Annotated in this window: 27 protein-coding genes; 10 read left to right on the forward strand and 17 right to left on the reverse strand. The window is 58.5% G+C overall.

Annotated elements, in window-relative coordinates; translation table 11 throughout:
• Positions 1-125: 125 nt before the first annotated feature.
• The 11 genes from HKN06_11355 to gyrA all read right to left on the reverse strand — a co-directional run bounded on the left by HKN06_11355 (position 126) and on the right by gyrA (position 12,036).
• Complete coding sequence (locus HKN06_11355) at positions 126-398, reverse strand: ComEA family DNA-binding protein (GenBank protein NNF61907.1); 273 nt, start codon at positions 396-398, stop codon at positions 126-128.
• 99 nt (positions 399-497) lie between these two features.
• Positions 498-1,634, reverse strand: coding sequence for a tetratricopeptide repeat protein (locus tag HKN06_11360; protein NNF61908.1), 1,137 nt, complete (start codon positions 1,632-1,634; stop codon positions 498-500).
• Positions 1,624-1,920 carry a LapA family protein gene (locus tag HKN06_11365; GenBank protein ID NNF61909.1) on the reverse strand — a complete coding sequence of 99 codons (297 nt, stop codon included), beginning with the start codon at positions 1,918-1,920 and terminating at the stop codon, positions 1,624-1,626. Before HKN06_11365 ends, HKN06_11360 begins: the two co-directional genes overlap by 11 nt.
• A gap of 20 nt (positions 1,921-1,940) precedes the next feature.
• A complete protein-coding gene (locus tag HKN06_11370; GenBank protein ID NNF61910.1) occupies positions 1,941-2,243 on the reverse strand; it encodes an integration host factor subunit beta in 303 nt (100 codons plus the stop codon).
• Positions 2,244-2,294: 51 nt separating this feature from the next.
• Entirely contained in the window at positions 2,295-3,977 is a 1,683-nt protein-coding gene (gene rpsA / locus HKN06_11375; protein ID NNF61911.1) for a 30S ribosomal protein S1, read from the reverse strand.
• A gap of 114 nt (positions 3,978-4,091) precedes the next feature.
• Positions 4,092-4,787 carry a (d)CMP kinase gene (locus HKN06_11380; GenBank protein ID NNF61912.1) on the reverse strand — a complete coding sequence of 232 codons (696 nt, stop codon included), beginning with the start codon at positions 4,785-4,787 and terminating at the stop codon, positions 4,092-4,094.
• Positions 4,759-6,081, reverse strand: a complete 1,323-nt coding sequence (aroA, locus tag HKN06_11385) for a 3-phosphoshikimate 1-carboxyvinyltransferase (protein ID NNF61913.1) — start codon at positions 6,079-6,081, stop codon at positions 4,759-4,761. The genes HKN06_11380 and aroA overlap by 29 nt, the downstream gene beginning before the upstream one ends.
• A 16-nt stretch (positions 6,082-6,097) precedes the next feature.
• Positions 6,098-7,192: a prephenate dehydratase gene (gene pheA / locus HKN06_11390; protein ID NNF61914.1), complete on the reverse strand. Its 1,095-nt coding sequence runs from the start codon at positions 7,190-7,192 to the stop codon at positions 6,098-6,100.
• Entirely contained in the window at positions 7,189-8,355 is a 1,167-nt protein-coding gene (locus HKN06_11395; GenBank protein NNF61915.1) for a phosphoglycerate dehydrogenase, read from the reverse strand. Before HKN06_11395 ends, pheA begins: the two co-directional genes overlap by 4 nt.
• A gap of 6 nt (positions 8,356-8,361) precedes the next feature.
• Complete coding sequence (serC, locus tag HKN06_11400) at positions 8,362-9,444, reverse strand: 3-phosphoserine/phosphohydroxythreonine transaminase (protein NNF61916.1); 1,083 nt, start codon at positions 9,442-9,444, stop codon at positions 8,362-8,364.
• A gap of 12 nt (positions 9,445-9,456) precedes the next feature.
• Positions 9,457-12,036: a DNA gyrase subunit A gene (gene gyrA / locus HKN06_11405; protein NNF61917.1), complete on the reverse strand. Its 2,580-nt coding sequence runs from the start codon at positions 12,034-12,036 to the stop codon at positions 9,457-9,459.
• Between the two features lie 332 nt (positions 12,037-12,368).
• Between gyrA and ubiG the strand changes: the two genes are divergently transcribed.
• From ubiG to HKN06_11430, 5 genes are all read left to right on the forward strand, one after another.
• A complete protein-coding gene (ubiG, locus tag HKN06_11410; protein NNF61918.1) occupies positions 12,369-13,076 on the forward strand; it encodes a bifunctional 2-polyprenyl-6-hydroxyphenol methylase/3-demethylubiquinol 3-O-methyltransferase UbiG in 708 nt (235 codons plus the stop codon).
• On the forward strand, positions 13,073-13,753 hold the full coding sequence (gene gph, locus HKN06_11415; GenBank protein NNF61919.1) for a phosphoglycolate phosphatase: 681 nt from the start codon (positions 13,073-13,075) through the stop codon (positions 13,751-13,753). Before ubiG ends, gph begins: the two co-directional genes overlap by 4 nt.
• Before the next feature lie 67 nt (positions 13,754-13,820).
• The gene (gene rmuC / locus HKN06_11420; GenBank protein ID NNF61920.1) at positions 13,821-15,047 is read left to right on the forward strand and encodes a DNA recombination protein RmuC; all 1,227 of its coding nucleotides are present in this window, start codon (positions 13,821-13,823) and stop codon (positions 15,045-15,047) included.
• Positions 15,037-15,774, forward strand: a complete 738-nt coding sequence (locus tag HKN06_11425) for a squalene/phytoene synthase family protein (GenBank protein ID NNF61921.1) — start codon at positions 15,037-15,039, stop codon at positions 15,772-15,774. Before rmuC ends, HKN06_11425 begins: the two co-directional genes overlap by 11 nt.
• Positions 15,771-16,541: a YciK family oxidoreductase gene (locus tag HKN06_11430; GenBank protein ID NNF61922.1), complete on the forward strand. Its 771-nt coding sequence runs from the start codon at positions 15,771-15,773 to the stop codon at positions 16,539-16,541. Before HKN06_11425 ends, HKN06_11430 begins: the two co-directional genes overlap by 4 nt.
• Here HKN06_11430 and HKN06_11435 read toward each other — a convergent pair.
• The 6 genes from HKN06_11435 to HKN06_11460 are packed head-to-tail and all read right to left on the reverse strand — an operon-like array spanning position 16,505 to position 21,654.
• Positions 16,505-17,239, reverse strand: a complete 735-nt coding sequence (locus HKN06_11435) for an rRNA pseudouridine synthase (GenBank protein ID NNF61923.1) — start codon at positions 17,237-17,239, stop codon at positions 16,505-16,507. The two genes, HKN06_11430 and HKN06_11435, sit on opposite strands and share 37 nt — an antisense overlap.
• 13 nt (positions 17,240-17,252) lie before the next feature.
• Positions 17,253-18,218 (reverse strand): SMC-Scp complex subunit ScpB, encoded by a 966-nt coding sequence (gene scpB, locus HKN06_11440; protein ID NNF61924.1) that lies wholly within the window; start codon positions 18,216-18,218, stop codon positions 17,253-17,255.
• Complete coding sequence (locus HKN06_11445) at positions 18,208-19,116, reverse strand: segregation/condensation protein A (protein NNF61925.1); 909 nt, start codon at positions 19,114-19,116, stop codon at positions 18,208-18,210. Before HKN06_11445 ends, scpB begins: the two co-directional genes overlap by 11 nt.
• A 2-nt stretch (positions 19,117-19,118) precedes the next feature.
• The gene (locus tag HKN06_11450) at positions 19,119-20,306 is read right to left on the reverse strand and encodes a tryptophan--tRNA ligase (GenBank protein ID NNF61926.1); all 1,188 of its coding nucleotides are present in this window, start codon (positions 20,304-20,306) and stop codon (positions 19,119-19,121) included.
• A 40-nt stretch (positions 20,307-20,346) separates the two neighbouring features.
• Positions 20,347-21,003, reverse strand: a complete 657-nt coding sequence (locus tag HKN06_11455; GenBank protein NNF61927.1) for a site-2 protease family protein — start codon at positions 21,001-21,003, stop codon at positions 20,347-20,349.
• Between the two features lie 27 nt (positions 21,004-21,030).
• Complete coding sequence (locus HKN06_11460) at positions 21,031-21,654, reverse strand: threonylcarbamoyl-AMP synthase (GenBank protein NNF61928.1); 624 nt, start codon at positions 21,652-21,654, stop codon at positions 21,031-21,033.
• Positions 21,655-21,677: 23 nt separating this feature from the next.
• On the opposite strand from HKN06_11460, the gene HKN06_11465 reads away from it, so the two are divergent.
• The 5 genes from HKN06_11465 to HKN06_11485 form a co-directional block, all read left to right on the forward strand.
• Positions 21,678-22,244, forward strand: a complete 567-nt coding sequence (locus tag HKN06_11465) for a septation protein A (GenBank protein ID NNF61929.1) — start codon at positions 21,678-21,680, stop codon at positions 22,242-22,244.
• Positions 22,241-22,525 (forward strand): BolA family transcriptional regulator, encoded by a 285-nt coding sequence (locus HKN06_11470; GenBank protein ID NNF61930.1) that lies wholly within the window; start codon positions 22,241-22,243, stop codon positions 22,523-22,525. The genes HKN06_11465 and HKN06_11470 overlap by 4 nt, the downstream gene beginning before the upstream one ends.
• The gene (locus HKN06_11475) at positions 22,525-23,310 is read left to right on the forward strand and encodes a peptidylprolyl isomerase (GenBank protein NNF61931.1); all 786 of its coding nucleotides are present in this window, start codon (positions 22,525-22,527) and stop codon (positions 23,308-23,310) included. The genes HKN06_11470 and HKN06_11475 overlap by 1 nt, the downstream gene beginning before the upstream one ends.
• A gap of 578 nt (positions 23,311-23,888) precedes the next feature.
• Positions 23,889-24,743 (forward strand): hypothetical protein, encoded by an 855-nt coding sequence (locus HKN06_11480; GenBank protein NNF61932.1) that lies wholly within the window; start codon positions 23,889-23,891, stop codon positions 24,741-24,743.
• A 47-nt stretch (positions 24,744-24,790) separates the two neighbouring features.
• On the forward strand, positions 24,791-24,976 hold a 186-nt coding region (locus tag HKN06_11485; protein NNF61933.1), incomplete at its 3' end, for a hypothetical protein.

The following is a 24,976-nucleotide window of genomic DNA, read 5'->3' on the forward strand; positions in this document are numbered from 1 at the left end:
TTCAGGTCATCAATTGCAAATAGGCGGCTACTATACCGCAAGCCTCTGAGGGCCGAACAGCGTATTACGTCACATAAAAAGAAAGGCAGGCAGCCCGATGCCGCCTGCCTCAACAACGCGGCAGGTCAGTCTGCTTCGGCCCGGGGGTCGGCGAGCAGAATATCACCGCGGTTTTTCTGCAGAACGCGGGACCCGATGCCCTTGACGTTTTGCAGCTCGTCTACTGACCTGAAGGGACCGTTCTTCTCACGCCAGGCGACGATAGCCTGCGCGCGGCTATGACCGACACCATTGAGCTCCTGCGCCAGTGTTTCGGCATCCGCCTTATTGATGTTGACCGGCCCGGCGCCCGCGATGCCCGTACACGCCAGCAGACAAAGCCATAAAATCCATTTCATGGGGTGCTCCTTGCATTGCCACTGCTCGATTGCAGTCCGGCTAGTGTGGCCTGCCCCGTCCCGGTAGCCAATGTGATTAATCGGTCTATTCGTACCGATTCACGCGGTGAGCGCTATCTCCGGGCGGGCCGAACCCCAGGACTGGCAGGCGGGGCATTGCCAGTTAAGCTCGGCAGCGAGGTAACCGCACTGACCACATCGGTAATGCAGATGAGCAAGACCCAGGCTGCGAAGTAACGCCGTCACCTCGGTGTGGCTACCCTCATAGTGGCTGCTCAGGTCAGCCAGGGCGCGATGATCTTTTATAAATTGCGCCGTAGTTTCTGCAACGACACTGTTTTCACCAAGACCGGTGGCAAGTGCCGCATGCGCCAGGTGTCCCGCCAGCTCCGGCTGGCGCTTCAGGGCCATCTGCAGCGTCCTGGAAAGCTCAGGTGCATCCGGTTTGTGACAGCCGTGTAGCCGGCGCAATACAACCGCGGCAAATTCGGGCGCAGACTCCAGCACCCGGCGATATAGCCGCATGGCAGTTTTCAGGTCATCCGTGAGTGACGCAAGGTCTGCGCGCATCAGGGCACCGCGAACAGTACCGCGACTGGACTGCTGTGCTTTTTTCAGGGCAGCGCGCATCCCGGCCAGATCGTTGTCGTCACGCGCCTGCTGCGCAAGCTCGCAGTAATAGTGCGCAATGATCTCGTTTTGCGGCGCCTGTGTCAGCCGCGCGAGTCGCCGGCGCCACTGAACTGCCTGTTCCCAGTCCTGCTGTCGCTCGTATATACCAACCAGTAGCTGCAGCGACCGCTCCAGCCGCACCTCCTGCTCAACCAGCTGCAGGAACAACGCCTCGGCCCGGTCGTACAGCCCGGCCTTCAGATAGTCCTCAGCCAATGCAAACAATGCCTGTTCACGATGGCGACGGGCAAGGTCGGGGCGCGCCAGCAGATTCTGGTGCACTTTGATGGCGCGATCAGTTTCGCCGCGCTGTCGAAACAGTGTGCCCAGTGCAAAATGAACCTCGGCGGTCGCGCTGTCTGACTGCGCCAGGTTCTTCAACAGCGTGAGCGCGCGGTCAGTCTCGTCGTGCAGAATGTGGTTCAGACCACGATAGATTTCCGCCGGCGGTACAGTCTGCTTTGTTTTCCCCCGGCGCGGCCGGGAAGTCAGGCGTGCAGCCAGCCAGCCACCTGCGGCGGCAAGGACGAACAGTACGGCCAGGAAAATTGTGTCAGCTGTCATCACGCAGAGGCAGGCTGCGCAGATTATCTGCCTCTGCCTCGGCGAGTCGCACTTCTTTTCTCAGTTTGCGCCTGTCGCGTAACAACTTGAGCACTAATACAGTAGCGCTGAGAGCACCGAACACCCAGCCAATGGCCAGGGTAAGCGCGAAAGCCTGTGCCTTTTCTATTTCAAACTCGCCGAAAGCAAGATTGAGCTGAACCGCTCCCGGATTCAGCCAGGCGAATGCAGCGGCCAGCAGCACCACGGCAAGCAGCAGCAGAATAAACAGCAGAGTGCGTATCACGATGACCTCGAGGCGGAGCCTCAGCTCTTGATAGCGTTATGACGGCCCTTGTTGACTCTCTCGCGCAGATCCTTGCCAGGCTTGAAATGTGGAACGTACTTGCCTGACAGCGCCACGGCTTCGCCCGTCTTAGGATTTCTCCCCAGCCGAGGCGGCCGGTAATGCAGTGAGAAACTGCCGAATCCGCGTATCTCGATACGCTTGCCCTCGGCCAGCGCTTCGCTCATCAGTTCGAGCAGATGCTTCACTGCCAGCTCTACGTCTTTTCCCGGCAGGTGTTTCTGCTTGCGAGCAATGGACTCGATCAGTTCCGATTTCGTCATACGAGGCGCCCCACTTGCAAATTAGTCAGTACGTTTACGGCCAGACTCCCCTCAGGAGTCATCCTTGCCGGTAATTTTCTCTTTCAGGATATCGCCCAGGCTGGTACCACCGGCGGCACTTGTCCCGGCTTTGTACTCCTGCATCGTGGCGGCTTCTTCGTGCGCTTCGCGTGCTTTGATTGACAGGTTGATAGTACGACTCTTGCGATCAAGTCCGATGAATTTGGCTTCGACCTCTTCACCGGCTTTCAGCACTGCACGTGCATCCTCGACGCGGTCACGAGACAGCTCCGATGCACGCAGCTGGCCCTCGATTTCGCCTTCCAGCTGAATTCGTGCGCCACGGGCATCGACTTCCAGCACCGTTCCCTTCACCAGGCTGCCCTTGGGATGTTCAGACAACCAGGCACCGAACGGATCCTTGTCCATCTGCTTCACACCAAGCGAGATTCGCTCGCGCTCGGGGTCGATAGCCAGTACCACGGCTTCGACTTCTTCGCCCTTGCGGTATTTGCGCACGGCCTCTTCGCCCGGCAGGTCCCAGGACAGGTCGGACAAGTGTACAAGTCCGTCGATTTCACCCGACAGCCCGATAAAGATACCGAAGTCCGTAATCGACTTGATCGTACCGGAAACCTTGTCGCCCTTATTAAAGTTAACCGCAAATTCAGCCCACGGGTTCGACGTACATTGTTTCATGCCGAGCGAAACGCGCCGGCGCTCTTCATCTATGTCGAGCACCATGACTTCGACTTCATCGCCCACCTGGACGATCTTCGACGGACTGACGTTCTTGTTCGTCCAGTCCATCTCGCTGACGTGCACCAGGCCCTCGACGCCTTCCTCGATTTCGACGAAACAGCCGTAGTCTGCCAGGTTGGTCACGCGACCAAACAGACGGGTCTGCGGCGGATAACGGCGCTGCAGCTTCTCCCAAGGATCGTCGCCAAGCTGTTTGATGCCCAGAGAAACCCGATTGCGCTCACGGTCGAACTTGAGCACCTTGACGTCTATTTCGTCGCCGACGTTTACAACTTCACCCGGGTGCTTGACGCGCTTCCATGACATATCAGTAACGTGCAGCAGCCCGTCGATGCCGCCCAGGTCAACAAAGGCACCGTAGTCGGTGAGGTTCTTCACCACGCCCTTGATTACCGCGCCTTCCTGCAGGTTTTCGAGCAGCTCTTCGCGCTCGGCACTGAATTCTTTCTCCACGACAGCGCGACGCGAAACAACAACGTTGTTGCGACGCTGGTCGAGCTTGATGACCTTGAACTCCAGGTCTTTGCCTTCCAGGTAGCTGGGATCCCGTACCGGCCGGATATCTACCAGCGAACCGGGCAGGAATGCGCGGACATTCTGAATATCCACGGTAAAACCGCCCTTCACGCGGCCATTGATCACGCCGTTAACAATGTCCTGGTTTTCAAACGCCTCCTCGAGGCGTGTCCAGGTGCGTGCCCGCTTGGCTTTTTCCCGGGAAAGACGTGTCTCGCCAAACCCGTCTTCAACGGCATCCAGCGCGACTTCGACCTCATCGCCGATTTCGACTTCCAGATGACCGTTTTCATCGGTGAACTGGCTGACTGGAATGACCGCCTCTGACTTGAGGCCGGCATTGACTACGACAATATCGGGACCGACATCAACGACGCTGGCTTTTAGAATGGTCCCTGGCTTGATCCGCTGACTGGCGATGCTCTCTTCGAAAAGCTCGGCAAAACTCTCTGACATGGTTGTGTATATCCACGGCCACTACGGCCGACTCAAAAATAACCACCTGTTTCATCCGCAAACAGCGTGGGTCCAAAAAAAATGTGCCGGGACCTCCTGTCCGCAGCGACTCCCCTACTCTTCGTTTGTTGCACTGCCAAAAACCTGTCCGGCGAGCGCAAGTACCTGATTGACGACATCCTCAATGGAAACACCGGTGGTGTCGATGCAAACCGCATCGAAAGCCGGCTTCAGCGGCGCTACCGCGCGCTGGGCATCACGGCGATCCCGCTCGGTGATGTCCGTCAAAAGGGCGGCTAGGCTAACATCCATCCCCTTGTCCTTCAACTGCTTATGCCGCCTTCGGGCTCTTTCTGCGGCACTTGCGGTCAGGTAGATTTTGAGCCCGGCATCGGGAAACAGCACGGTTCCCATGTCCCGTCCGTCGGCGACCAGGCCGGGCGGCTGCCTGAAGCCATGCTGTATATCAATCAATGCCTTGCGGACCTGTGGCACCGCAGCGATTGCTGACGCAGCCTTGCCGGCCGATTCGGTTCGGATCCCGGCGGCAACATCACGGCCATTGAGCAGGGCCTGCTCGGCGCCATCGGCTCCGGCGGCGAAGCCGATTTCGAGGCCCGCCACAAACTCGCCGACCGCCTCAGCCTCGCCCAGCCCAATGCGCGCCTCCTGCACCGCCAGGCCTGCCATCCGGTACAAGGCACCGCTGTCGAGGTAATGCCAGCTCAGGGCCGTGGCCACAAGTCGGCTCACGGTGCCCTTGCCGGCACCACCGGGGCCATCAATTGCAATTACTGGTGGTGCGTCCATAAGAGTCATCACAGGTGATACTAAAGCCAACGGAATTTGCCACGTCGACAAAGGACGGGAATGAGGTAGCGACATTATCAGTTTCGTTTATCCGGATTTCTTCGCACGCCGCCAGCGACGCAACGGCAAACGCCATCGCAATACGATGGTCGCCACGGGATTCGATGCTGCCACCGCCAATCGTGCCGCCGGTAATACTGATGCCGTCAGTTGCAGGGGTTGCGGTAACACCCAACCGCTTCAGGCCGTCCGCCATTACAGCAATCCGGTCGCTTTCTTTCAGACGCAACTCGGCAGCACCGGTCAGGGTCGTGGTACCGGAAGCAAACGCCGCAGCAATAAAGAATACCGGAAACTCGTCTATTGCCAGCGACACCAGTTCCGGCGGGACATCAATGCCACGCAGGTCGCTGCGCCGTACCTCTATGTCAGCGACCGGTTCGCCACAGCGTGACACCACTTCACTGACGTTTATGTCTGCCCCCATCATCGCCAGCAGCTCGAGCAAACCGATCCTGGTCGGGTTGACGCCCACCCCGGTCAACCGTAATGGCTCAGCGCCCGCAATGAGCGCCGCAACGATGAAAAAAGCAGCGGCAGAAAAATCACCAGGAACCTCAAGGCTGCGCCCTGTCAGGCTTTGCCTCCCCGCCAGCTGCAGGGTCTTGTCACGTTGAGTGAGCTCGGCACCAAACCAACGCAGCATTCGCTCGGTGTGATCGCGGGTTGTGGCGGTCTCGTGCAGCGTCGTCACGCCATCAGCCTGCAGCGCAGCAAGTAATATCGCCGACTTCACCTGTGCGCTGGGAATTTGCAACGTGTAGTCGATGCCGTGCAGCCGGCGGCCGGAAATTCGCAGCGGCGCATGACCCGCCGTGGTCGTTATCGCCGCGCCCATTTGCTCCAGAGGCTCTGCAATACGGCCCATCGGTCGCGAGGAAAGAGACCTGTCGCCAGTCAGCACGCTGTCGAAGGGCATCCCGGCCAGCAACCCGGCCAGCAACCGCATCCCGGTGCCAGAGTTGCCAAGGTAGATTTCGTCGCCGGATTCCTGCAGCCCGTCTACACCCGTGCCGTGTATCACAAGCCGGTCGGACGCGGGGCAATCGATAGTTGCTCCGAGCCTGCGCATCGCCGCCACTGTAGCGAGGCAGTCCTCGCCGGGAAGAAATCCGGTGACTTCGGTGATTCCCTCGGCTATCGCGCCGAGCATGACCGAACGATGAGAAACTGACTTGTCGCCAGGCAACGCGAGCGTGCCCGCAACGTCGCCACGACGGCAGACCCAGTTCATTTGCCGGTTACCTGACTCAGACCACTGCGCTGGGATACGACCCCAGAACCCGGAACAACGACGTTACTTTTTCGAGCTCGGCCAGTGCCGCCGCGACTTTTTCGTCGTCTGCATGGCCTTCGACATCGACAAAAAACACGTAGTCCCACTTTTGCCGGCGTGATGGGCGGGACTCGATACGCGTCATGTTAATGTCATGGGTCGCCATTGGATACAACAGCTGCTGCAGTGACCCCGGCGTATGACCCGCTGACATGAGCAATGAAGTCTTGTCGTGCCCACTGGGCGGGAACAGGTCACGGCCGATAACCAGGAAGCGGGTTGTGTTGTCTGGCCGATCTTCAATGTTGGAAACCAGGCATTCGAGCCCGTAAACCTCGGCAGCGGCATCGCCGGCCACGGCGGCCGCACCAGCCTCATCTTTTGCCCGCCGTGCGCCCTCGGCGTTGCTGCTGACCGCAATTCGTTCGATTCCGGGCAGGTATTCGTCCAGCCATGAGCGACATTGCGCCAGCGAGTGCCGATGGGAATATACCTTTTGTATTTTGCAGATATCGTCGACGTTTGATAGCAGGTGCTGGCGGATACGCAGCTCTACCTCGCCGCAAATATTAAGCGGTGAGGTTACGAACATATCCAGCGTATTGGTAACCGTGCCTTCGGTTGAGTTCTCCACTGGCACTACGCCAAAGTCGGCAACGCCTCCTTCAACTTCGTGAAAAACTTCTTCTATAGTTGCCAGTGACAAGGCACGGACCGAGTGGCCAAAATGTTTCAGCACCGCTGCCTGTGTAAAGGTGCCTTCCGGCCCGAGGAACGCCACCTTGAGCGGCTCCTGCTGCGCCAGGCATGCTGACATCACTTCGCGGAACAGTCGCACCATCTCTTCGTCACGCAAAGGCCCGTCATTGCGATCGATTACCCGGCGAAGGATCTGCGCCTCACGCTCGGGACGGTAGTAGTCGACGGTTTTTCGCCCCGAACCCTTGGTCAGACCCGCGTGCTTTGCAATGCGGGCACGTTCACTGATCAGCTCCTGGATACGGGTATCGAGCTCATCGATCTTGTTGCGAATCGCCTCGAGCGCAGGCGTTTTTTCGTTATCACTCATAGTGCACGCACGTTGAGGACGCCGTCGATGCCCTCAAGAGCCCCGATCGTAGTCGCGGAAACCTCTGCCTCAACATCGACAAGGGTGTAGGCGACGTCACCGCGCGACTTGTTCAACATGTCGACGATATTGAGATTGGAATCAGCCAGACAGGTCGATATCTGGCCAAGCATGTTTGGCACGTTCGCATTGGCAATGGCCAGCCGATAGCCTTCGGTCCGCGGCAGTATCGCCGCCGGAAAGTTCACCGAATGCCGCACGTTGCCGTTTTCGAGAAAATCCCGAACATTCTGCGCCACCATGACTGCACAATTATCTTCTGCCTCGCCGGTGGAAGCACCCAGGTGTGGCAGCGCTGTCACCCGCGGGTGGGATTTCAGCTCGTTGGTCGGGAAGTCCGTGACGTACATGCCGACCTGCTCCTTATCGAGGGCTTCGCGCAAGGCGGTTTCGTCGACGATTCCGCCGCGTGCAAAGTTGAGCAGGATGGCCCCTTCGCGAAACTGGCCGATCTTGTCAGCATCAATGAGGTTGCGTGTGCCTTCGACCAGTGGCACATGCAGGGTGAGAAACTCGGCACGGCGACACAGTTGATCGAGGCTGTCCGCCTGCTCCACTCCGCTGGACAATTGCCAGGCGCGATGCACAGTTATATGCGGATCGAAGCCGATAACTTCCATACCCAGTGACAACGCAGCATTGGCAACCTCGACACCGATGGCGCCAAGACCGATAACACCAAGCGTGCGTCCGGGAAGCTCGATGCCGCGAAATTTCTTTTTGCCTGACTCGACAGCCTTGTGCAGTGCTGCATCGTCTCCCTCGAGCCCCTGGACGTAGTGCCATGCCTGGCACAGGTTGCGCGCGCCCAGCAGCATCCCGGCAATGACCAGTTCTTTTACGGCATTGGCATTGGCACCCGGCGCATTCAGCACTGGAATGCCGCGTTTGGTCATCGCATCGACAGGGATATTGTTTACCCCGGCGCCCGCACGGCCGATTACTTTGACCGAATCCGGCAGCTCCATGTCATGCATCTTGTGTGAACGCAGCAGAATCGCGTCCGGGTGACCAATTTCAGACGCCACTTCAAACCGGTCGCGTGGCAGGCGTTCCAGGCCAACCAGTGAAATATTGTTCAGTGTCAGAACTTTGAAGCTCATGTGTTTTTAACCGTGTTTCTTTTCAAAATCGCGCATGACGTCGATTAGCGCATCGACGCCCTCCTCGGGCATTGCGTTGTAGATGCTTGCACGCATCCCGCCTACCGAGCGATGGCCTTTGAGGTTGGCCAGGCCGGCTGCCGTTGCAGTCTTGAGAAATACCGGGTCAAGCGCCGGGTCTGCCAGCGTGAAGGGGATGTTCATCCAGGACCGGCAGTCCGGGTCGACCGGATTGGCATAAAAACCGGAGGCGTCAATAAAGCCGTAAAGCTTGTCCTTCTTGCGCCGGTTGATTTCCGCGATTGCCGGCAGGCCACCCAGGCTCCTGAGCCACTTGAAAACCAGCCCGGCGACATACCAGGAAAATGTAGCCGGCGTATTTGACATCGAACCACTGTCAGCATGGACCTGGTAGTTCAACATGGCAGGTGTTTCGGGCCGGGCATGCCCAATCAGGTCATCGCGAACAATAACGACCGTCAGCCCCGCCGGGCCGATGTTTTTCTGGGCGCCAGCGTAAATCACACCAAAACGGCTGATATCAACCGGGCGCGACAAAATTGTCGATGACATATCGGCAACCAGCGGCACGCCGCCGCTGTCCGGAATGTTGTGAAACTCGACACCGCCAATCGTTTCGTTTGGCGTGTAGTGCAGGAAAGCTGCATCGGCTGCGACCGCCCAGGCGCTCTCGTCCGGTATCGAGGTGTAATTGGTGCCGGCTGCATCGGCCACGGCGACTGCAGCGCCATATCGTCCGCCTTCCTTGTGCGCTTTCTTGCCCCAGCTGCCCGTAATTACGTAATCGAGACGCTGGCCGGGCGCGGAAAGATTCAGAGGCACTGCGGCAAACTGCAAGGTTGCACCACCCTGCAGGAAGAGCACCTTGTAATTGTCGGGGATGGCCAGCAGCTCACGCAGGTCGGCTTCCGCCTGTTGCGCGATCTCGCTGAAGCCGGCACTGCGATGACTCATTTCCATCACCGACATTCCGCCACCCTGCCAGTCAGTGAGATCGTCACGCACTTGCTGCAAAACCGCCAGCGGCAGCGCTGACGGCCCGGCACTGAAATTAAAAACTCGAGCCATCCAGCCCTCCGATTATTCCTGGGTCGAATCGTTAGTGGCGGGCTCTATGCTGTCGCCATTCAGCCCGTCGATACGCTCCATGCCAACGAGGGCATCGTCACCCTGCACCCGGATCAGGCGCACGCCCTGTGTGTTGCGACCCATGCGGGAAATACCGGCCACCTCGGTCCGCACGAGGGTGCCGCCTGCGCTGATCAGCATCACTTCATCGTCATCGCTCACATGCACTGCACCGACCAGAACCCCGTTGCGCTCCGTTGTCTGGATCGCAATCACGCCCTGACCGCCGCGGCGGTGTGACGGAAAATCGGTAACAAGCGTGCGTTTTCCGTAGCCTTTTGCCGTGGCGATAAGTATCTCGCCCTCGTCAGCGTCCGGCTCGACAACAATCAGCGAAATTACCCGATCATCGCCGTCGAGACGTATGCCGCGCACACCAGCAGCATTACGGCCCATTGGTCGCACATCGCCAGCATCAAACCTGATCGCCTTGCCGTTGCTGGCAAAAAGCATGATCTGCTGATTGCCCTCGGTAATTTCGACATCGACCAGCGCATCGTCTTCGCGCAATGCCACGGCAATAATTCCGTTGGTTCGCGGTCGCGAGAATGCCTGCAACTCGGTTTTCTTGACCGTGCCCTTGCTGGTCGCCATCGTGATAAAGCGGTCTGGCTCATAATCGCGAATCGGCAGCACCGCGGTGATTCGTTCATCGGCTTCCAGTGGCAACAGATTCACTATCGGACGACCGCGTGCGCCCCGGCTGGCCTGCGGCACCTGGTAAACCTTCAGCCAGTACAACTTTCCACGCGTCGAAAAACACAACAACGTGTCGTGGGTGTTGGCAACGAACAGCTTGTCGACAAAATCCTCATCCTTGACCTGCGTCGCTGCTTTGCCACGACCGCCACGTCGCTGGGCCTGGTAGGTCCCAAGCGGCTGCGCCTTGGCATAGCCGGCATGCGACAGCGTTACCACCACGTCTTCCTCGGTGATCAGATCCTCAATGGTCAGGTCCGATTGTGTTTCGACGATTTCGGTACGACGCTCGTCCGAGTAGCTCTCGCGCGCTTCCGCTAACTCCTCGCTTATCACGCTGGTAAGCCGATCCGGGCTGTCGAGAATGTCAGTCAGGTTCTCGATCGTGGCGATAATGTTGCGATACTCTTCGACCAGCTTGTTCTGCTCAAGGCCGGTCAGCCGGTGCAGTCGCAATTCCAGGATCGCCTGGGCCTGAGTCTCGGAAAGCTTGTACTGGTCGCCCTGCAGCCCCCAGTCGCCGACTGAATTTTCCGGTCGCGTGAGCTCCTGGCCCGCACGCTTGAGCATGTCCGTTACTACACCCGGCTGCCAGCTGGCGGCAACCAGCGCTACCCTGGCATCGGCCGGTGTCTTCGACTTCTTGATCAAAGCGATGACCGGGTCGATATTGGCCAGCGCTACCGCCAGCCCCTCCAGCACGTGGGCGCGATCGCGCGCCTTGCGCAGGTCATAAATGGTACGCCGGGTGACCACCTCACGACGGTGCTGCAGAAACGCATCGAGCACTTCTTTCAGATTTAGCAGTCGTGGCTGCCCATGACTCAGCGCTACGATGTTGATGCCGAATACGCTCTGCATCATCGTCTGCTTGTACAGGTTGTTCAGTACGACATCGGCAACCTCGCCACGCTTGAGCTCGATCACCATGCGCATGCCGTCCTTGTCCGACTCGTCGCGCAGGTCAGAAATACCATCGAGTCGCTTCTCGCGCACCAGCTCGGCAATCTTCTCCAGCAACCGGGCTTTGTTAACCTGGTACGGCAGCTCGTTGACAATGATTGCCTGACGGTTGTTCTTGCGCTCTTCGATTTCCGTCCGTGCCCGGACGTAGATGCGGCCGCGCCCGGTCTTGTATGCCTCGACGATGCCACGCGCGCCGTTAATGATGCCGGCGGTTGGAAAATCCGGACCCGGCAGGTGCTGCATCAGTTCGGGCAGGCCGATGTCCGGGTTCTCCAGCAGCGCCAGCGTCGCATCGATGACTTCCCGCAGATTGTGCGGCGGGACGTTGGTGGCCATGCCAACTGCGATGCCCGATGAGCCATTGACCAGCAGGCTGGGGATACGGGTGGGCAGAACTGTCGGTTCCTGCTCCCTGGCATCGTAATTGGGGACAAAGTCGACTGTTTCCTTGTCGATGTCGGCCAGCAGTTCCGAGGCCAGCCTGGTCATCCGGCATTCGGTATAGCGATAGGCTGCCGGCGGATCGCCATCGATCGAGCCGAAGTTGCCCTGGCCGTCGATCAGCGTGTAACGCATCGAAAAGTCCTGCGCCATGCGCACCAGCGCATCGTACGTGGCGCCGTCTCCGTGCGGATGGTATTTACCCAGGACGTCACCGACGACGCGAGCGCACTTCACGTAAGGACGGTTCCAGGCATTGTTGTTCTCATGCATGGAGAACAGGATGCGGCGATGTACCGGCTTGAGACCGTCACGAACGTCCGGCAAAGCCCGCCCCACGATCACGCTCATCGCGTAATCGAGGTAGGACTGCTTCATCTCGTCTTCGAGATTTACCTGCAGTAATTCGCGTGCTGCATCAGTCATCGATCAATCTCTCCCCCTCGTGAGCCCGGCCGGGTTCACGCTGAGTGCCTGTTTATTCGCTGAATTTGCCCGCTGCTGCAACCGCCGACCGAGGGTGCAATCCCTTGCTGCTCGTCGTGTTGCGCCGGGCCGTTCCCCAGTGCTGGAAGGACGCCAAATCCCCTGTGTTTTTGCTGCCGCCCGAGGGCGTAAAACTATCCCCAAAGGATACCACAGAGGGCCGGTTTCGAGGACCTTTTTCACTCCCCACAAGGGTCAGTACTGGTCACTGCCAGCGCCTGAATGCATCATGTCGGTGGGCCGGGAAAGCCGGCAGCTCACTGGCAAACTCAATGAACGTCGATCCACAGGAAATCTCCAACTTCGAACAGGTCGCGGGCCGATGGTGGGAACCCGAGGGCGAATTCGCCCCGCTCCACGCGATTAATCCGCTACGCACCGGTTACATCGCCGAGCGCGCGGAGCTGGCCGGCTCACGCCTGATCGATATCGGCTGTGGCGGCGGGCTGTTGTGCGAATCGGTCAGCCGGCTTGGCGCGATCGCAACCGGTATCGATATGTCCGGCACCGCCCTGGCAGTGGCCAGGCAGCATGCTGCCGCCGGCGGGCTGACAATCGATTATCAGGAAACAACCGCCGAACAGGCGGCGGCCGAACAGCCATCAGGCTATGACGTGGTGACCTGTCTGGAGATGCTCGAGCACGTCCCTGATCCGGCGGGAATCGTTCAGGCGTGTGTAACGCTGGCAAAGCCCGGCGGGAATGTTTTTTTCTCGACCATTAACCGCAATCCCAAAGCCTGGTTGCTTGCAGTCGTTGGCGCCGAATACGTACTGAATATGATTCCGCGTGGAACCCATGACTACACGCGCTTTATCCGCCCGTCAGAGCTCGAAGCGTGGGCACGCGCCGCGGGGCTTGAACTGCGCGATATTACCGGGCTGCATTACAACCCGTTGACCCGACGGTATACTCTTGGCAGCAACGTAGACGTCAACTATCTGATGCACCTGCACAAGCCCGCCTCCCCCTCCCGGTGACAGCCAGGCACCAAATCGACGCCGTTCTGTTCGATCTCGACGGCACATTGCTCGATACCGCACCCGACATGGCGGCAGCGCTCAACCGGCTGTTGCTGGAGCAAGACCGAGCTGAACTGCCCTTCGAACGATTACGCCCGGTTGTTTCGCACGGTTCGCTTGGCCTGCTCCGGGCAGGCTTTGGCGCCGACCTGGACCCGGAACAATTACCCGGTCTGACCCAACGCTTCCTGGAGATCTACGCCGGCGCGCTGGCGGTAAATACAACACCGTTTGAAGGTGCTGCAGAAGTGCTCGACGCGCTTGAGAATGCCGGCACTCCCTGGGGAATTGTCACCAACAAACCCGGCTGGCTGACGCAACCGGTGCTGGAGGCTCTTGAACTGCAGCAGCGTGCCGGTTGCGTGGTATCCGGCGACACGCTGGAACAGCGCAAGCCGCACCCCGCCCCGTTACACCACGCAGCTAAGTTGCTCGGCCAGGATCCACGGAACTGTATCTACGTTGGCGATGCCGAACGGGATATACAGGCAGGCCGTGCCGCAGGCATGGTCACCCTGGTGGCAAGCTATGGCTATATCGAGTCGCACGAGACACCGGAAACATGGAATGCTGACGGCAGCCTGTCCCGTCTGCAGGACCTGAAGGAGTGGCTGACCGTTGCAACTGCCCGTTAGCACTGAATTACTGATCGTCGCCGGCGCCAGCCTGCTGCTGGGTATCGTTCTGGGCGGCCTGGCCAGCATGGTGCTGTACCTGCGCCGGCTTGCCCGCCTGGAAGCCGAGCGCGAGGTGTTGCGTGCCAGTTTCAAAAATGAAGAACAGCTGGCGCAGGAACGTGCCGGTGCTCTCGAAGATGCCACCCGCGGCCTGCGACTTGCTTTCGATGAACTTGCACGCGAGAGCCTTAGCAGCAACAGCGAGACCTTTCTGCTACTGGCACAGGAAAAGCTCGGCCAGTTCCAGACGAAGGCCAGTGCCGATCTCACCGCACGCCAGCAGGCAATCAGTGAAATCGTCAAACCGATTGCCGACACCCTCTCGACCACACAAAAGGAACTGCATCGGGCCGAGCGGGAACGCCAGGCCGCGTTTGGAGCGATCGACGAACAACTGAAAAGTGTGCGCTCGTCGCACGATATGCTGCAGCTGGAAACCAACAAGCTTGTCAATGCGCTGCAACGTCCTGATGTCGGCGGCCAGTGGGGCGAGATTACCCTGCGCCGCCTGGTAGAGCTGGCCGGAATGGTCGAGCACTGCGATTTTGTCGAGCAAGGCTCGGTCAATACCGACACCGGCCAACTAAGGCCTGACCTGGTGGTGCGGCTACCCGACCGCGGCGAAATCATTGTCGATGCAAAGACGCCACTGGAGGGCTATCTGGCTGCCGCACATGCCACCGATGATGTGGCACGCAAGGAAGCCTTGCAGCGTCACGCCAGGAACCTGCGGCGCCGCGTGCGCGAGCTGGCGGCGAAAAATTACTGGAGCCAGTTCAGGAACAGCCCTGACTTCGTTGTGATGTTCATCCCTGGTGACCAGTTCCTCGGCGCGGCCCTCAATCACGATCCCGCGCTACTCGAAGATGCGTTGAAGCAACGCATCTTGCTGGTTACACCAACAAGCCTGATTGCGCTGCTCAAATCTATTGCCTACGGCTGGCGCCAGTCAGTATTGACCGACAACGCCGAGAAGATCCGTGACCTGGCAGAAGAGCTTTACAAACGGCTGGCCGGCTTCAGTGAGCATATTGCAGCCCTGGGCAGTTCGCTGGGCAAGAGCGTAGACACCTACAACCGCGCGGTTGGTTCACTGGAGCGCCAGGTATTGCCGAGCGCCCGGCGTTTTACCGAATTGGGAATTACCGAGCGCAAAAAACTTGCCAGCGTCGAACCGATAGACAAGTCTGCGCGCGAGCCGGCCGCCCAGGCCGAGCCGGTAGCCAAACCGGTGCCAAAAGATGCCGGCTGAGCCGGCTACGCCTGCCGCCACTTACATCAGCGCTGCGATCCCGCCCGGATCTATCGACTACTACGTAGCGTTAATGACGCCGGCCCGGCTGCGTGAGCTGACCAGGACCGGCATCGCTCTGGCGAAAGTGATACGCAACGTCGCAATGCAGCCGGGCGAACCACAAATTCGACAGCTGAAGCTGCACTGGTTCGCACAAGAGGTCGAAATGGTGATCGCCGGTACCCCGCGTCATCCACTGACGGCGGAACTGCTTCGACTGTGTCCGCATGAACGCTGGCCTGAGTCGATGCGGGAACTGGTCCAAGCCATGATGACCGAAGCCGCCCAGCCGCCGGCCACTGCCCTGCAGGAATTGCTCCCCGCTGCCCACCGGGCGGCAACCCAGCAGGCGCTGCTCGCGGCAGTGATGCCCACATCAGGCAAAACGAGTATCGATGCGGCGGGCAGTCTCGGTACCGGCATTGCGCTGGCCCGCTTCGTTCGTGATCACGGTGCCGGGCCTCCGGATGTGCGTGACCTCCCGCGGCTGGCGCATGAGCATTTTTCCGCAGCCGATCTGTCGCTCCGACACGAAGCGATGCCTGTCTACCTGCAGGGCGCGTTATACCGACGACAGCTGCGACGACTTGAGGCCGCCGGATACAACGCGGATAAAGCGGCCCTGTCACCGCTGGCGCTGTTGTGGCACAGCTGGCGCGAAGCCCGTAAGCTGCTGCGACCATGATTGAGACAATTGACTATTCACCTGCACCGCAACTGATGCACGATCGAACCGTGCTGATTACCGGCGCCGGCGACGGCATTGGCCGCGCGGTGTCTCTGGCACTGGCGCATCAGGGCGCAACGGTTGTCCTGTTGGGTCGCACCGGCGACAAACTTGCAAAAGTCAGCGACGAAATTGTAAGCAGCGGAGCACCGCAGCCGGCAATACTCGAAGCGGATCTGGAGAAACTGACCTGGGACGAATACCTGGCACTGGCCGAAGCGTTGAAAAACGAATTCGGCCGGCTTGACGGGCTACTGCACAACGCAAGCATTCTGGGCGATCGGGCGCCCATCGAACACTACGACCCGATGACCTGGCATCGCGTGATGCACGTAAACGTTGGCGCTGCATTCCTGCTGACGCGCGCAACGCTCGATTTGCTCAAACAATCACCTGATCCGGCGATTTTGTTTACCTCAAGTGGCGTCGGACGCAGCGGTCGCGCCTTCTGGGGCGCCTACGCAGTTTCCAAGTTCGCAACCGAAGGCTTTATGCAGGTGCTGGCCGACGAGATGACGGGCATGCGCATCAACTGCATCAATCCTGGCCCGACTCGAACGTCCATGCGCGCCGCCGCCTTCCCTGGTGAAGACCCAAAGAACCCGGCCGAACCGGAAACACTGGTGAATGCCTACCTGTACCTGCTGGGTCCTGACAGTGCCGGCATCAGCGGCCGGTCATTCGACGCTCAGGGCGCCGGTGCCGCCAAACCGCAACAGCGGTAAAGACGCGTCAGCTCCCGGCCATCAAGCTCACGGTGTTCGCCGGCCGCCAGATTGCGCTGCAATGTGACACTGCCGTAACGCGTGCGAATGAGCCGGTTGACCTTGCAGCCAACTGCCTCCCACAGCCGGCGCACTTCGCGATTGCGACCTTCCGCCAGGCGGCAGAGGAACCAGGTGTTGGCACCGCCGGCACTTTCCTGTCGCGTTACGGCGGTGAATCGCGCCTTGCCATCATCGAGCTGAACACCGCGGCGCAGTTGCCGCAGTTTCTGCTCGCTTACCTCGCCAAGTACCCGCACCCGGTACTCGCGCGCGACCTCACTGGCCGGTCGCATCAGGGCATTGGCCAGCGCGCCATCCGTAGTAAACAACAAGAGCCCGGAGCTGTTGATATCCAGGCGCCCGACATTGATCCAGCGCCCTGATGCAGGCCGTGGCAGACGGGAAAAGACGGTTGTCCGTCCTTCAGGATCATCACGTGAGCAGATTTGTCCGACGGGTTTGTGATATGCCAGGACACGGGGACGGGCTGCAGCAGCAAGTTCTACCGGCTTGCCATCGATGGCAATACGGTCGGCGCGCGTGACCTTGCTGCCCAGCACGGCCACCTCGCCATTGACGGTAATCCTGCCCGCGCTGATCCAGCTTTCTATCTTGCGTCGTGACGCCACACCGGTAGCGGCAAGGGCTTTTTGCAGCCGCTGCGGTGGCTCAGTCAACCGTACGCGCCGTCACAGCGGCGGTATCCTCGGCTTCCTGTTCTGTAATGGCCTCTTCGGGATCCTGCTCTGCCGCGGTGGCGTCGAGGTCTTCGCTGCCATCTTCATATTGTGTATGCGCGACTTCGTCAGCCGCATCGTCATCTGTTGACTCGTCGGCTGCGGTAGCGCGGAGGTCTTTGCTGCCGTCCTCGTATTCTGCCTGCGCGACTTCGTCAGCCGCATCGTCATCTGTTGACTCGTCGACTGCGGTAGCGTGGCGCTCTTCGCTGCCGTCTTCGTGTTCTGCCTGCGCGATTTCGTCAGCCGGATCATCATCCGTTGACTCGTCGGCTGCGATTTCCTGGGCGTCATGATCGCTGCCCGCCACTACCCGCAGAGAGGTCCCGACCTCTTCCGCCATCTCCAGCTCCAGCTGCGGAACAACCGAATCGATGTCAGCAATATCCTGCAGCGGCGGGAGGTCTTCCAGTTTCTTCAGGCTGAAGTATTCCAGGAACTGCGGGGTGGTTGCATAGAGTGCCGGTCGCCCCGGCACCTCGCGGTGACCTACAACCTTTATCCAGCTACGTTCCAGCAGCGTCCTCATGATGTTGGTACTGACCGCCACACCACGCACGTCCTCGATATCGCCGCGTGTTATCGGCTGACGATAGGCAATAAGCGCCAGTGTCTCCAACAACGCGCGCGAATAGCGCGGGGGGCGCTCTTCCCACAACTTCGTCAGCCACTCGGTCATTTTTGGCCGCACCTGGATGCGAAAACCGGTAGCGACTTCGATCAGCTCGATGCCGCGATCTTCGTAGTCCGCCTGCAGCGCCTTTATCGCTTTGCGGATCTCGGCTCGCTCCGGCCGCTTCCTGAAAGCAAACAGGTCTCGTAACTCGCCCAGCGACAGCGGGCGCCCGGAGGCCAGCAGCGCTGACTCGATTATATTTTTCAGCAGATCATTGTTCATTTGTTTCGCTGGTTTCGTCTTCTGGTTGTTCTGGTTGTTCGAATGCCGACTGCGTACTGCGTCCGGTCGCCTTTACATGAATCGGGCCAAAGGACTCAGCCTGCACGATTTCGAGTATCGATTCGCGGATAAGCTCGAGGATCGCAATAAAAGTAACGACCACCCCGATACGTCCTTCGCGCGGATCAAACAGCGCCGTAAACTCACGGAACTCGACATCCTGGAGGCTGGTGAGAATCTCCGTCATCCGCTGACGTACCGACAGCGCTTCGCGCTGCACGTGGTGATGTGCATACATTTCGGCACGCTGCATAACGTCGCGGAACGCAAGCAGCACTTCTTTCAGTGCAACATCCGGCAGTTTCTGTACTACTTTGCGCTCGACCACGTGTCCTTCGGCAACCACAACGTCGCGCTCGAGCCGCGGCAGCGAATCAATATCCTGTGCCGCATTCTTGAATCGTTCGTATTCCTGCAGTCGTCGTACCAGCTCGGCACGCGGATCGTCTTCGTCGTCGTCTGCTTCGATCGGCCGCGGCAACAGCATGCGCGATTTGATCTCGGCGAGCATGGCCGCCATGACCAGGTACTCACCCGCCAGCTCCAGCTGCAGTTCCTGCATCATGTCGATGTAACGGGTGTATTGCCGGGTTATCTCCGCAATCGGAATATCGAGGACGTCGAGATTCTGCCGCTTGATCAGGTAGAGCAGCAGGTCGAGTGGGCCCTCAAAGGCCTCCAGGAACACTTCCAGCGCCTGCGGCGGTATATAAAGATCAACCGGCAGCTGGGTAACAGGCTCCCCCTCGACCACGGCAAACGGCATTTCGGCCTGCACCGGGCGATTGGCTTGTGCAGTCTCGCTGCCGGCCGGCTGATTTTCTGTTTCTGTACTCATGCTCAGCGGTAATTCAGCCCCATGGCGTGACGGACTTCGTCCATAGTTTCCCGCGCAGTATCGCGCGCGCGTTCGCTGCCTTCCTTAATGATACCGCGCACCATGTCCGGATTGGCCTCGAATTCGGCGCCGCGCTGCTGGATTGGCTCCAGCTCGGCGACCACCGCATCGATTATCGGTTGTTTACATTCGATGCAGCCGATCCCGGCTGAGCGGCAGCCTTCCTGCACCCACTCCTGGCGCTGGTCATCCGAATAGATCTTGTGAAACTCCCAAACCGGGCACTTCTCCGGCTCGCCCGGGTCCGTACGTCTTACGCGCGCCGGGTCAGTGGGCATCTGGCGAATTTTCTTTGCCACCACATCGGTTTCTTCACGCAGCGGGATTGTGTTGCCGTATGACTTGGACATTTTCTGCCCGTCGAGTCCCGGCAGCTTGGGCACCTCGGTCAATAAGGCCTGCGGCTCGTTCAGTATTATCCGGCCACTACCCTCGATGTAACCAAGCAGCCGTTCCTTGTCGGCAACCGTAAGATTCGGGTGTGATTCGACTACCTCGCGCCCGGCGGCCAGCGCTTCGGTGTCGCCCTGCTCCTGGTAGCGCAGCCGGGCATCCTCATAAATTCTGCGCTTCTTGCCGCCAAGCTTGGTGACTGCCCGGCCAGCTTTCGCTTCAAATTCCGGCTCACGACCAAACACGTGGTTAAAGCGACGGGCAATCTCGCGAGTAAGTTCCACATGCACTACCTGGTCTTCGCCGACCGGCACCGCGTCTGCCTTGTACATGAGAATGTCGGCTGACTGCAGCAGCGGATAACCCAGGAAGCCGTAGGTGGCGAGATCTTTTTCCTTCAGCTTCTCCTGCTGTTCCTTGTAGGTCGGAACGCGCTCGAGCCAGCCAAGGGGCGTAATCATGGACAACAACAGAAACAGCTCAGCGTGCTCCGGCACTTTGGACTGGACAAAGAGAGTAGCTATCTTCGGGTTGATGCCAACTGCGAGCCAGTCGACGACCATGTTCCACATCTGATCTTCCAGCCCCGATGTGTCGTCATAGTGGGTGGTCAGTGCGTGCCAGTCGGCCACAAAGAAGTAGCACTCGTATTTGTGCTGCAGCTGGAGCCAGTTTTTGAGCACGCCGTGGTAGTGCCCGAGGTGCATGCTGCCCGACGAACGCATGCCGGAGAGGATGCGGCCGCCGGCCGCTTCTTTATCTGAACCCATAAATCAATCAGAGCCCTGCAAGTAACTCAATCAGACCGGTGGTGCCATTGACCAACGGCATCATAATCGGCCAGAGGACGCCGGCGAACATGAGCCCGAGCAGAATCAGGAACCCGTACGGCTCAACGCGATCGAGAGTATCTGACAGGCGCGGCGGTAATAGCCCGCTGGCGACGCGCCCACCATCCAGCGGCGGTATCGGAAGCATATTAAGGACTGCAAGGAACACGTTGATAGTGATACCGAAAGTTGCCATCACAGCAACAGCCCGGAAGCCCGGTGTGGCAGCCACCTGCAGGACGAAGCCCAGCTTCAGTATCACCGCCCAGCCTAATGCCATAAGCAGGTTTGCGGCAGGGCCTGCGGCCGCAACAAACATCATATCCCGACGCGGATTGCGCAGATTGCGCGTCGCCACCGGCACCGGCTTCGCCCAGCCGAAAATAAACGGTACGCCCATGACAATCATCGCCAGTGGCACAGCCACCGTGCCCATAGGGTCTATATGTTTTAGCGGATTGATTGTGAGCCGGCCCAGCATCTCGGCAGTGCGGTCGCCGAAGTAACGCGCCACTGCACCGTGCGCAACCTCGTGCAGCGTTATCGCCAGTAACATTGGCGGCGCAAAGAGAACGATTTTCTGGACCAGTGTGAAGCTCTGCATGACCGGATTATACGCTGGCGCGACAGCTCAACGCGCAACCGCTTCGACACTGCCCTTACCGACCCTGACAATTTCGGGCTGGCTGCCGACAAGGTCAATAACCGTGGTTGGCTCGATCCCGCAATTACCGCTGTCGACAACCGCGTCGACCAGGTTACCCAGGCGCTCTTCAAATTCATCCGTATCGTTCAGCGGCATATCATCTCCGGGCAACAATAAGGTCGAACTCATGATGGGCTGGCCGAGGCTTTCGAGCAGCGCCAGCGCAACCGGATGATCCGGGATGCGTATGCCGATGGTCTTTCGCTTCGGGTTCTGCAGCCGCTTGGGTACTTCCCGTGTCGCCTGCAAAATAAAGGTATACGGGCCGGGCGTAAGCGACCGAAGCAACCGGTAGGTGGCATTATCGACCCGGGCATAGGACGAAATTTCTGCCAAATTGTTGCAGACCAGAGTAAAATTATGGTCTCGTCCGGCCTGGCGGATCCTGCGCACGCGCTCCATTGCCGCTTTGTTGCCAACATGGCAGCCGAGCGCGTAGCAGGAATCGGTTGGATAGACGATTACGCCGCCGCCCCTGATTATGTCAACAACACGACTGATTAGCCGTGGTTGCGGATTACGCGGATGAATTTGAAGAAACTGGCTCAAAGGCTCCTGCCCGACAATTAGATATGCAGATATTCTACGACTTCTTTCCGGTGATCGCGTTCTTTGCCGCCTACAAACTGTACGACATCTACGTCGCTACCGGCGTAATCATCGTTGCCGTGCTGCTGCAGGTGCTCATCCATTGGCTGCGCACCCGCACCATCAGCCGCATGCACTCGATCAGTGCGGCTCTGGTGCTCGTATTCGGAGGCATCACGCTGGCGCTGCGCAACGAGATATTTATCCAGTGGAAACCCACTGTCCTCAATGTGCTTTTTGGCCTGGTCTTCCTTGCCAGCCAGTACATTGGCGAAAAGCCGATTATCCAGCGCATGCTTGACGCCAGCGTAGACCTCGAGGCAAAACACTGGCGCACGCTCAATACGATGTGGGCGTTGTTTTTCATTTTTCTCGGCATCGTCAATGTATTCGTCGTGTATAACTTTTCCGAGGATGCCTGGGTCAATTTCAAGCTGTTTGGCATGCTGGGGCTGACAGTGGCATTTGCCCTGTTACAGGGCTTCTGGATCGCGCGCAAGATGCCGCCGGAAGAACTGACCGATTCGTCTGATAATAATTCGGCCGAATGAACGTGCGGGTTGAGCAGATTCGCGAGCGGCTGCAATCATTGCACCCGGTATGCGTGGAAATCGAGGACGACTCACATCTCCACGAGGGCCATCCCGGCGCCAGAGACGGACGCGGACACTTCCGGGTTCGAATTGTTGCAGATTGTTTTGCCGATGAATCGAAACTAAGCCGCCACCGCATGGTCTATCAAGCTCTTGGAAGTTTAATGCAAAGCGAGATCCACGCTTTGAGTATCAGCACGCTGACGCCGGCCGAAGCCGGCCCTGATGAGGACAACTAATGAAATCTTTTTTAATTGCCAGTTTCGCCGCCCTGTTGACTGTTGCTGCTACCGCCGAGGCGCGGCCGATGGCAAAGGTAAACAACGTCGAGATTACCGAGGAGATGTTTACGGCCTTTGTGAGCAGCCGCACCCAGAAGCCGGTCGCAGAGTTGACTGATCAGGATCGCGAGCTGCTCACTGAGGAGTTGATAAAGCTCGTCGCCGTTGGCACAGAGGCTCGTCGCAAAAAAGTGCAGTCAGATCCGGAGGTGGCGGCAAAATTGCAGCTGCAGGAGCTTTCTTTCCTGGCGCAGACTTACCTGCAGAAACATCTGGAAGACCAACCGGTATCACCTGACAAGTTGCAGGCGTTGTATGACACCAGGTATGGCAACAAGCCCATGACTGAATACAAAGCCCGACACATCCTGGTGGACTCTCCCAACACCGCACGGCAGGTAATCAGCGAACTGGAAGCCGGTGGCGATTTTGTAACACTGGCTGCGAAATATTCGACCGGCCCGTCAGCAAACAGCGGCGGCGATCTGGGTTGGTTTACCCGGCAGCAGATGGTGCCTGAATTTGCCGATGCAGTTGTAGCGTTGAACGATGGCGCCCACTCCGCGGCACCGGTGCAGACACAATACGGTTGGCACATTATTTTTAAGGAAGGCCAGCGTGAGACCCCTCCGCCACAGCTTGGGGCCGTCGGTCAGGAACTGGAGCGCGAGCTACAGCAGCAGGAAATCCAGAGCCTGGTTGAGGGATTACGGGAGTCGGCCAAGGTACGGACTTACCAATAATTGACGAATTGACACGTCTGATTACGCATTACGTGACACGCGTCACAGATCAGTTGGGGTGATCTCATTACCCTGAGTCCCGAGTCTTGGCTTCCGTCTCGAAGCCTGACTCACCAACCTCAGAATCCCCCAACGATGAGGCATTTTAAGCCGGCACGGAAGCCGGCTTTTTTTTGTCCGCCAGATTTGCGCAGACGCTCAGGATCAAGGCGCCTATCTGGCCAAAGTGGCCATAAAGATCTTCCGACCGGACGCCCGTAGCTCAGCCCGGTCCTGTAATGGCCAGGACACAAGTCGGATAACTTGACTTAATATGCGAAAATGACAAGAGATTCATTGCATTATGTCACCCTGCCCATGCCAGGGAAGGTGGGATTTTGGTGGTTTTTCGAGCAATTGGGAGAGCCGCAAATGACCCGGAACAGTCGGGTACCCGGTTACTTAGGTGAGCTAGTTAAAGGACTGCACTTCCTTTTCTGCCAGTTATCGGATACTACTTATGTCAACTGGCTTGACCCTCAGGATCGATGGGATATATTTCCCAAAGAATTCCAAGGGTTAAGCAAGGGTAGCAGTCAGTGAAACCCGCTCAGGCACAAGATCCGGGAACGGATCGAGGACTCAAGCAAGGCCTCCTGGCTGCGTTTCGGCGTTTGTTACGGCCGTTGGTACGGATCCTGATCCGGCACGGCATTGCATACGGAGAATTTGCGGAGGTAGCCAAGACTGTATTCGTCGAGACCGCTGCGGAAGATTTTGCCCTACCCGGGCGTAAGTCTTCCGGATCGCGAATAGCGATTCTCACCGGGCTGACCCGGAAAGAGGTAAAGCGGCTCATCGATCAGGCAACAAAAGGACAACCGAGCACTCGAAGTAATCTCAGTAGAGCAGGACGAGTCTTAGCAGGGTGGTATAGCGATCCGCGGTTTACAAGCCAAGAAGGCGCGCCATTACAACTGCCGTTTGAGAGTAAGACCTCGCCATCGTTCACGGAGCTTGTTCGACGTTATAGCGGCGATATGCCCGCCCGCGCAATGCTTGAGGAACTTCTTAGAGTTGCCGCCGTAAGAGAAGATGAGGATGGAGCATTCACTGTTTTGAGTCGCGTCTATATTCCCTTCGAACTCGACAGGGAAAGCGTAGAACGACTTGGTATGACGCTACATGACCTTGGAGCAACAATTGCTTTTAACTTGGATCCAAAGCGAGATAAGAGCGCAAAGTTTGAACGGCGGGTTTACACAACACAGGGCATAGAGAAGCACGATGCAGAGGAATTTCAACTTTTCGTTGCATCTGAAGGCCAAAAGTTTTTGGAAAAGCTGGATGATTGGTTGACGGGACGTGAGTCTACGGAGCAAGGAAGAAACACACTTACCAAGACTGGCGTAGGACTTTATTTTTTCGATGAGCCGATGGAGCCTGATGAATAGCTAAATCAAGGAACCTCGGCACTGCATGATTTCCTGGGGGATTCAACATGCAAACACGAGTGAGAGCTCGACAAATTGGCGTTTTGTTGCTCGCTGCTATTTCGCAACAGGCTTTTGGCATTCAGGCCATCGACGGTAGCGGGATTCAGGCCATCGACGGCAGTGGGATTCAGGCCATCGACGGCAGTGGGATTCAGGCCATCGACGGCAGTGGGATTCAGGCCATCGACGGC

Source organism: Gammaproteobacteria bacterium, assembly GCA_013003425.1.
Classification (GTDB): Bacteria; Pseudomonadota; Gammaproteobacteria; order Steroidobacterales; family JABDKV01; genus JABDJB01.

Excerpts from the sequence above, each read along its gene's own strand:
- HKN06_11355 (NNF61907.1), bottom strand. The coding sequence starts at position 398 with ATGAAATGGATTTTATGGCTTTGTCTGCTGGCGTGTACGGGCATCGCG.
- HKN06_11360 (NNF61908.1), bottom strand. The coding sequence starts at position 1,634 with ATGACAGCTGACACAATTTTCCTGGCCGTACTGTTCGTCCTTGCCGCC.
- HKN06_11370 (NNF61910.1), bottom strand. The coding sequence starts at position 2,243 with ATGACGAAATCGGAACTGATCGAGTCCATTGCTCGCAAGCAGAAACAC.
- rpsA (NNF61911.1), bottom strand. The coding sequence starts at position 3,977 with ATGTCAGAGAGTTTTGCCGAGCTTTTCGAAGAGAGCATCGCCAGTCAG.
- HKN06_11380 (NNF61912.1), bottom strand. The coding sequence starts at position 4,787 with ATGGACGCACCACCAGTAATTGCAATTGATGGCCCCGGTGGTGCCGGC.
- aroA (NNF61913.1), bottom strand. The coding sequence starts at position 6,081 with ATGAACTGGGTCTGCCGTCGTGGCGACGTTGCGGGCACGCTCGCGTTG.
- pheA (NNF61914.1), bottom strand. The coding sequence starts at position 7,192 with ATGAGTGATAACGAAAAAACGCCTGCGCTCGAGGCGATTCGCAACAAG.
- HKN06_11395 (NNF61915.1), bottom strand. The coding sequence starts at position 8,355 with ATGAGCTTCAAAGTTCTGACACTGAACAATATTTCACTGGTTGGCCTG.
- serC (NNF61916.1), bottom strand. The coding sequence starts at position 9,444 with ATGGCTCGAGTTTTTAATTTCAGTGCCGGGCCGTCAGCGCTGCCGCTG.
- gyrA (NNF61917.1), bottom strand. The coding sequence starts at position 12,036 with ATGACTGATGCAGCACGCGAATTACTGCAGGTAAATCTCGAAGACGAG.
- ubiG (NNF61918.1), top strand. The coding sequence starts at position 12,369 with ATGAACGTCGATCCACAGGAAATCTCCAACTTCGAACAGGTCGCGGGC.
- rmuC (NNF61920.1), top strand. The coding sequence starts at position 13,821 with ATGGTGCTGTACCTGCGCCGGCTTGCCCGCCTGGAAGCCGAGCGCGAG.
- HKN06_11425 (NNF61921.1), top strand. The coding sequence starts at position 15,037 with ATGCCGGCTGAGCCGGCTACGCCTGCCGCCACTTACATCAGCGCTGCG.
- HKN06_11430 (NNF61922.1), top strand. The coding sequence starts at position 15,771 with ATGATTGAGACAATTGACTATTCACCTGCACCGCAACTGATGCACGAT.
- scpB (NNF61924.1), bottom strand. The coding sequence starts at position 18,218 with ATGAACAATGATCTGCTGAAAAATATAATCGAGTCAGCGCTGCTGGCC.
- HKN06_11445 (NNF61925.1), bottom strand. The coding sequence starts at position 19,116 with ATGAGTACAGAAACAGAAAATCAGCCGGCCGGCAGCGAGACTGCACAA.
- HKN06_11455 (NNF61927.1), bottom strand. The coding sequence starts at position 21,003 with ATGCAGAGCTTCACACTGGTCCAGAAAATCGTTCTCTTTGCGCCGCCA.
- HKN06_11465 (NNF61929.1), top strand. The coding sequence starts at position 21,678 with ATGCAGATATTCTACGACTTCTTTCCGGTGATCGCGTTCTTTGCCGCC.
- HKN06_11470 (NNF61930.1), top strand. The coding sequence starts at position 22,241 with ATGAACGTGCGGGTTGAGCAGATTCGCGAGCGGCTGCAATCATTGCAC.
- HKN06_11475 (NNF61931.1), top strand. The coding sequence starts at position 22,525 with ATGAAATCTTTTTTAATTGCCAGTTTCGCCGCCCTGTTGACTGTTGCT.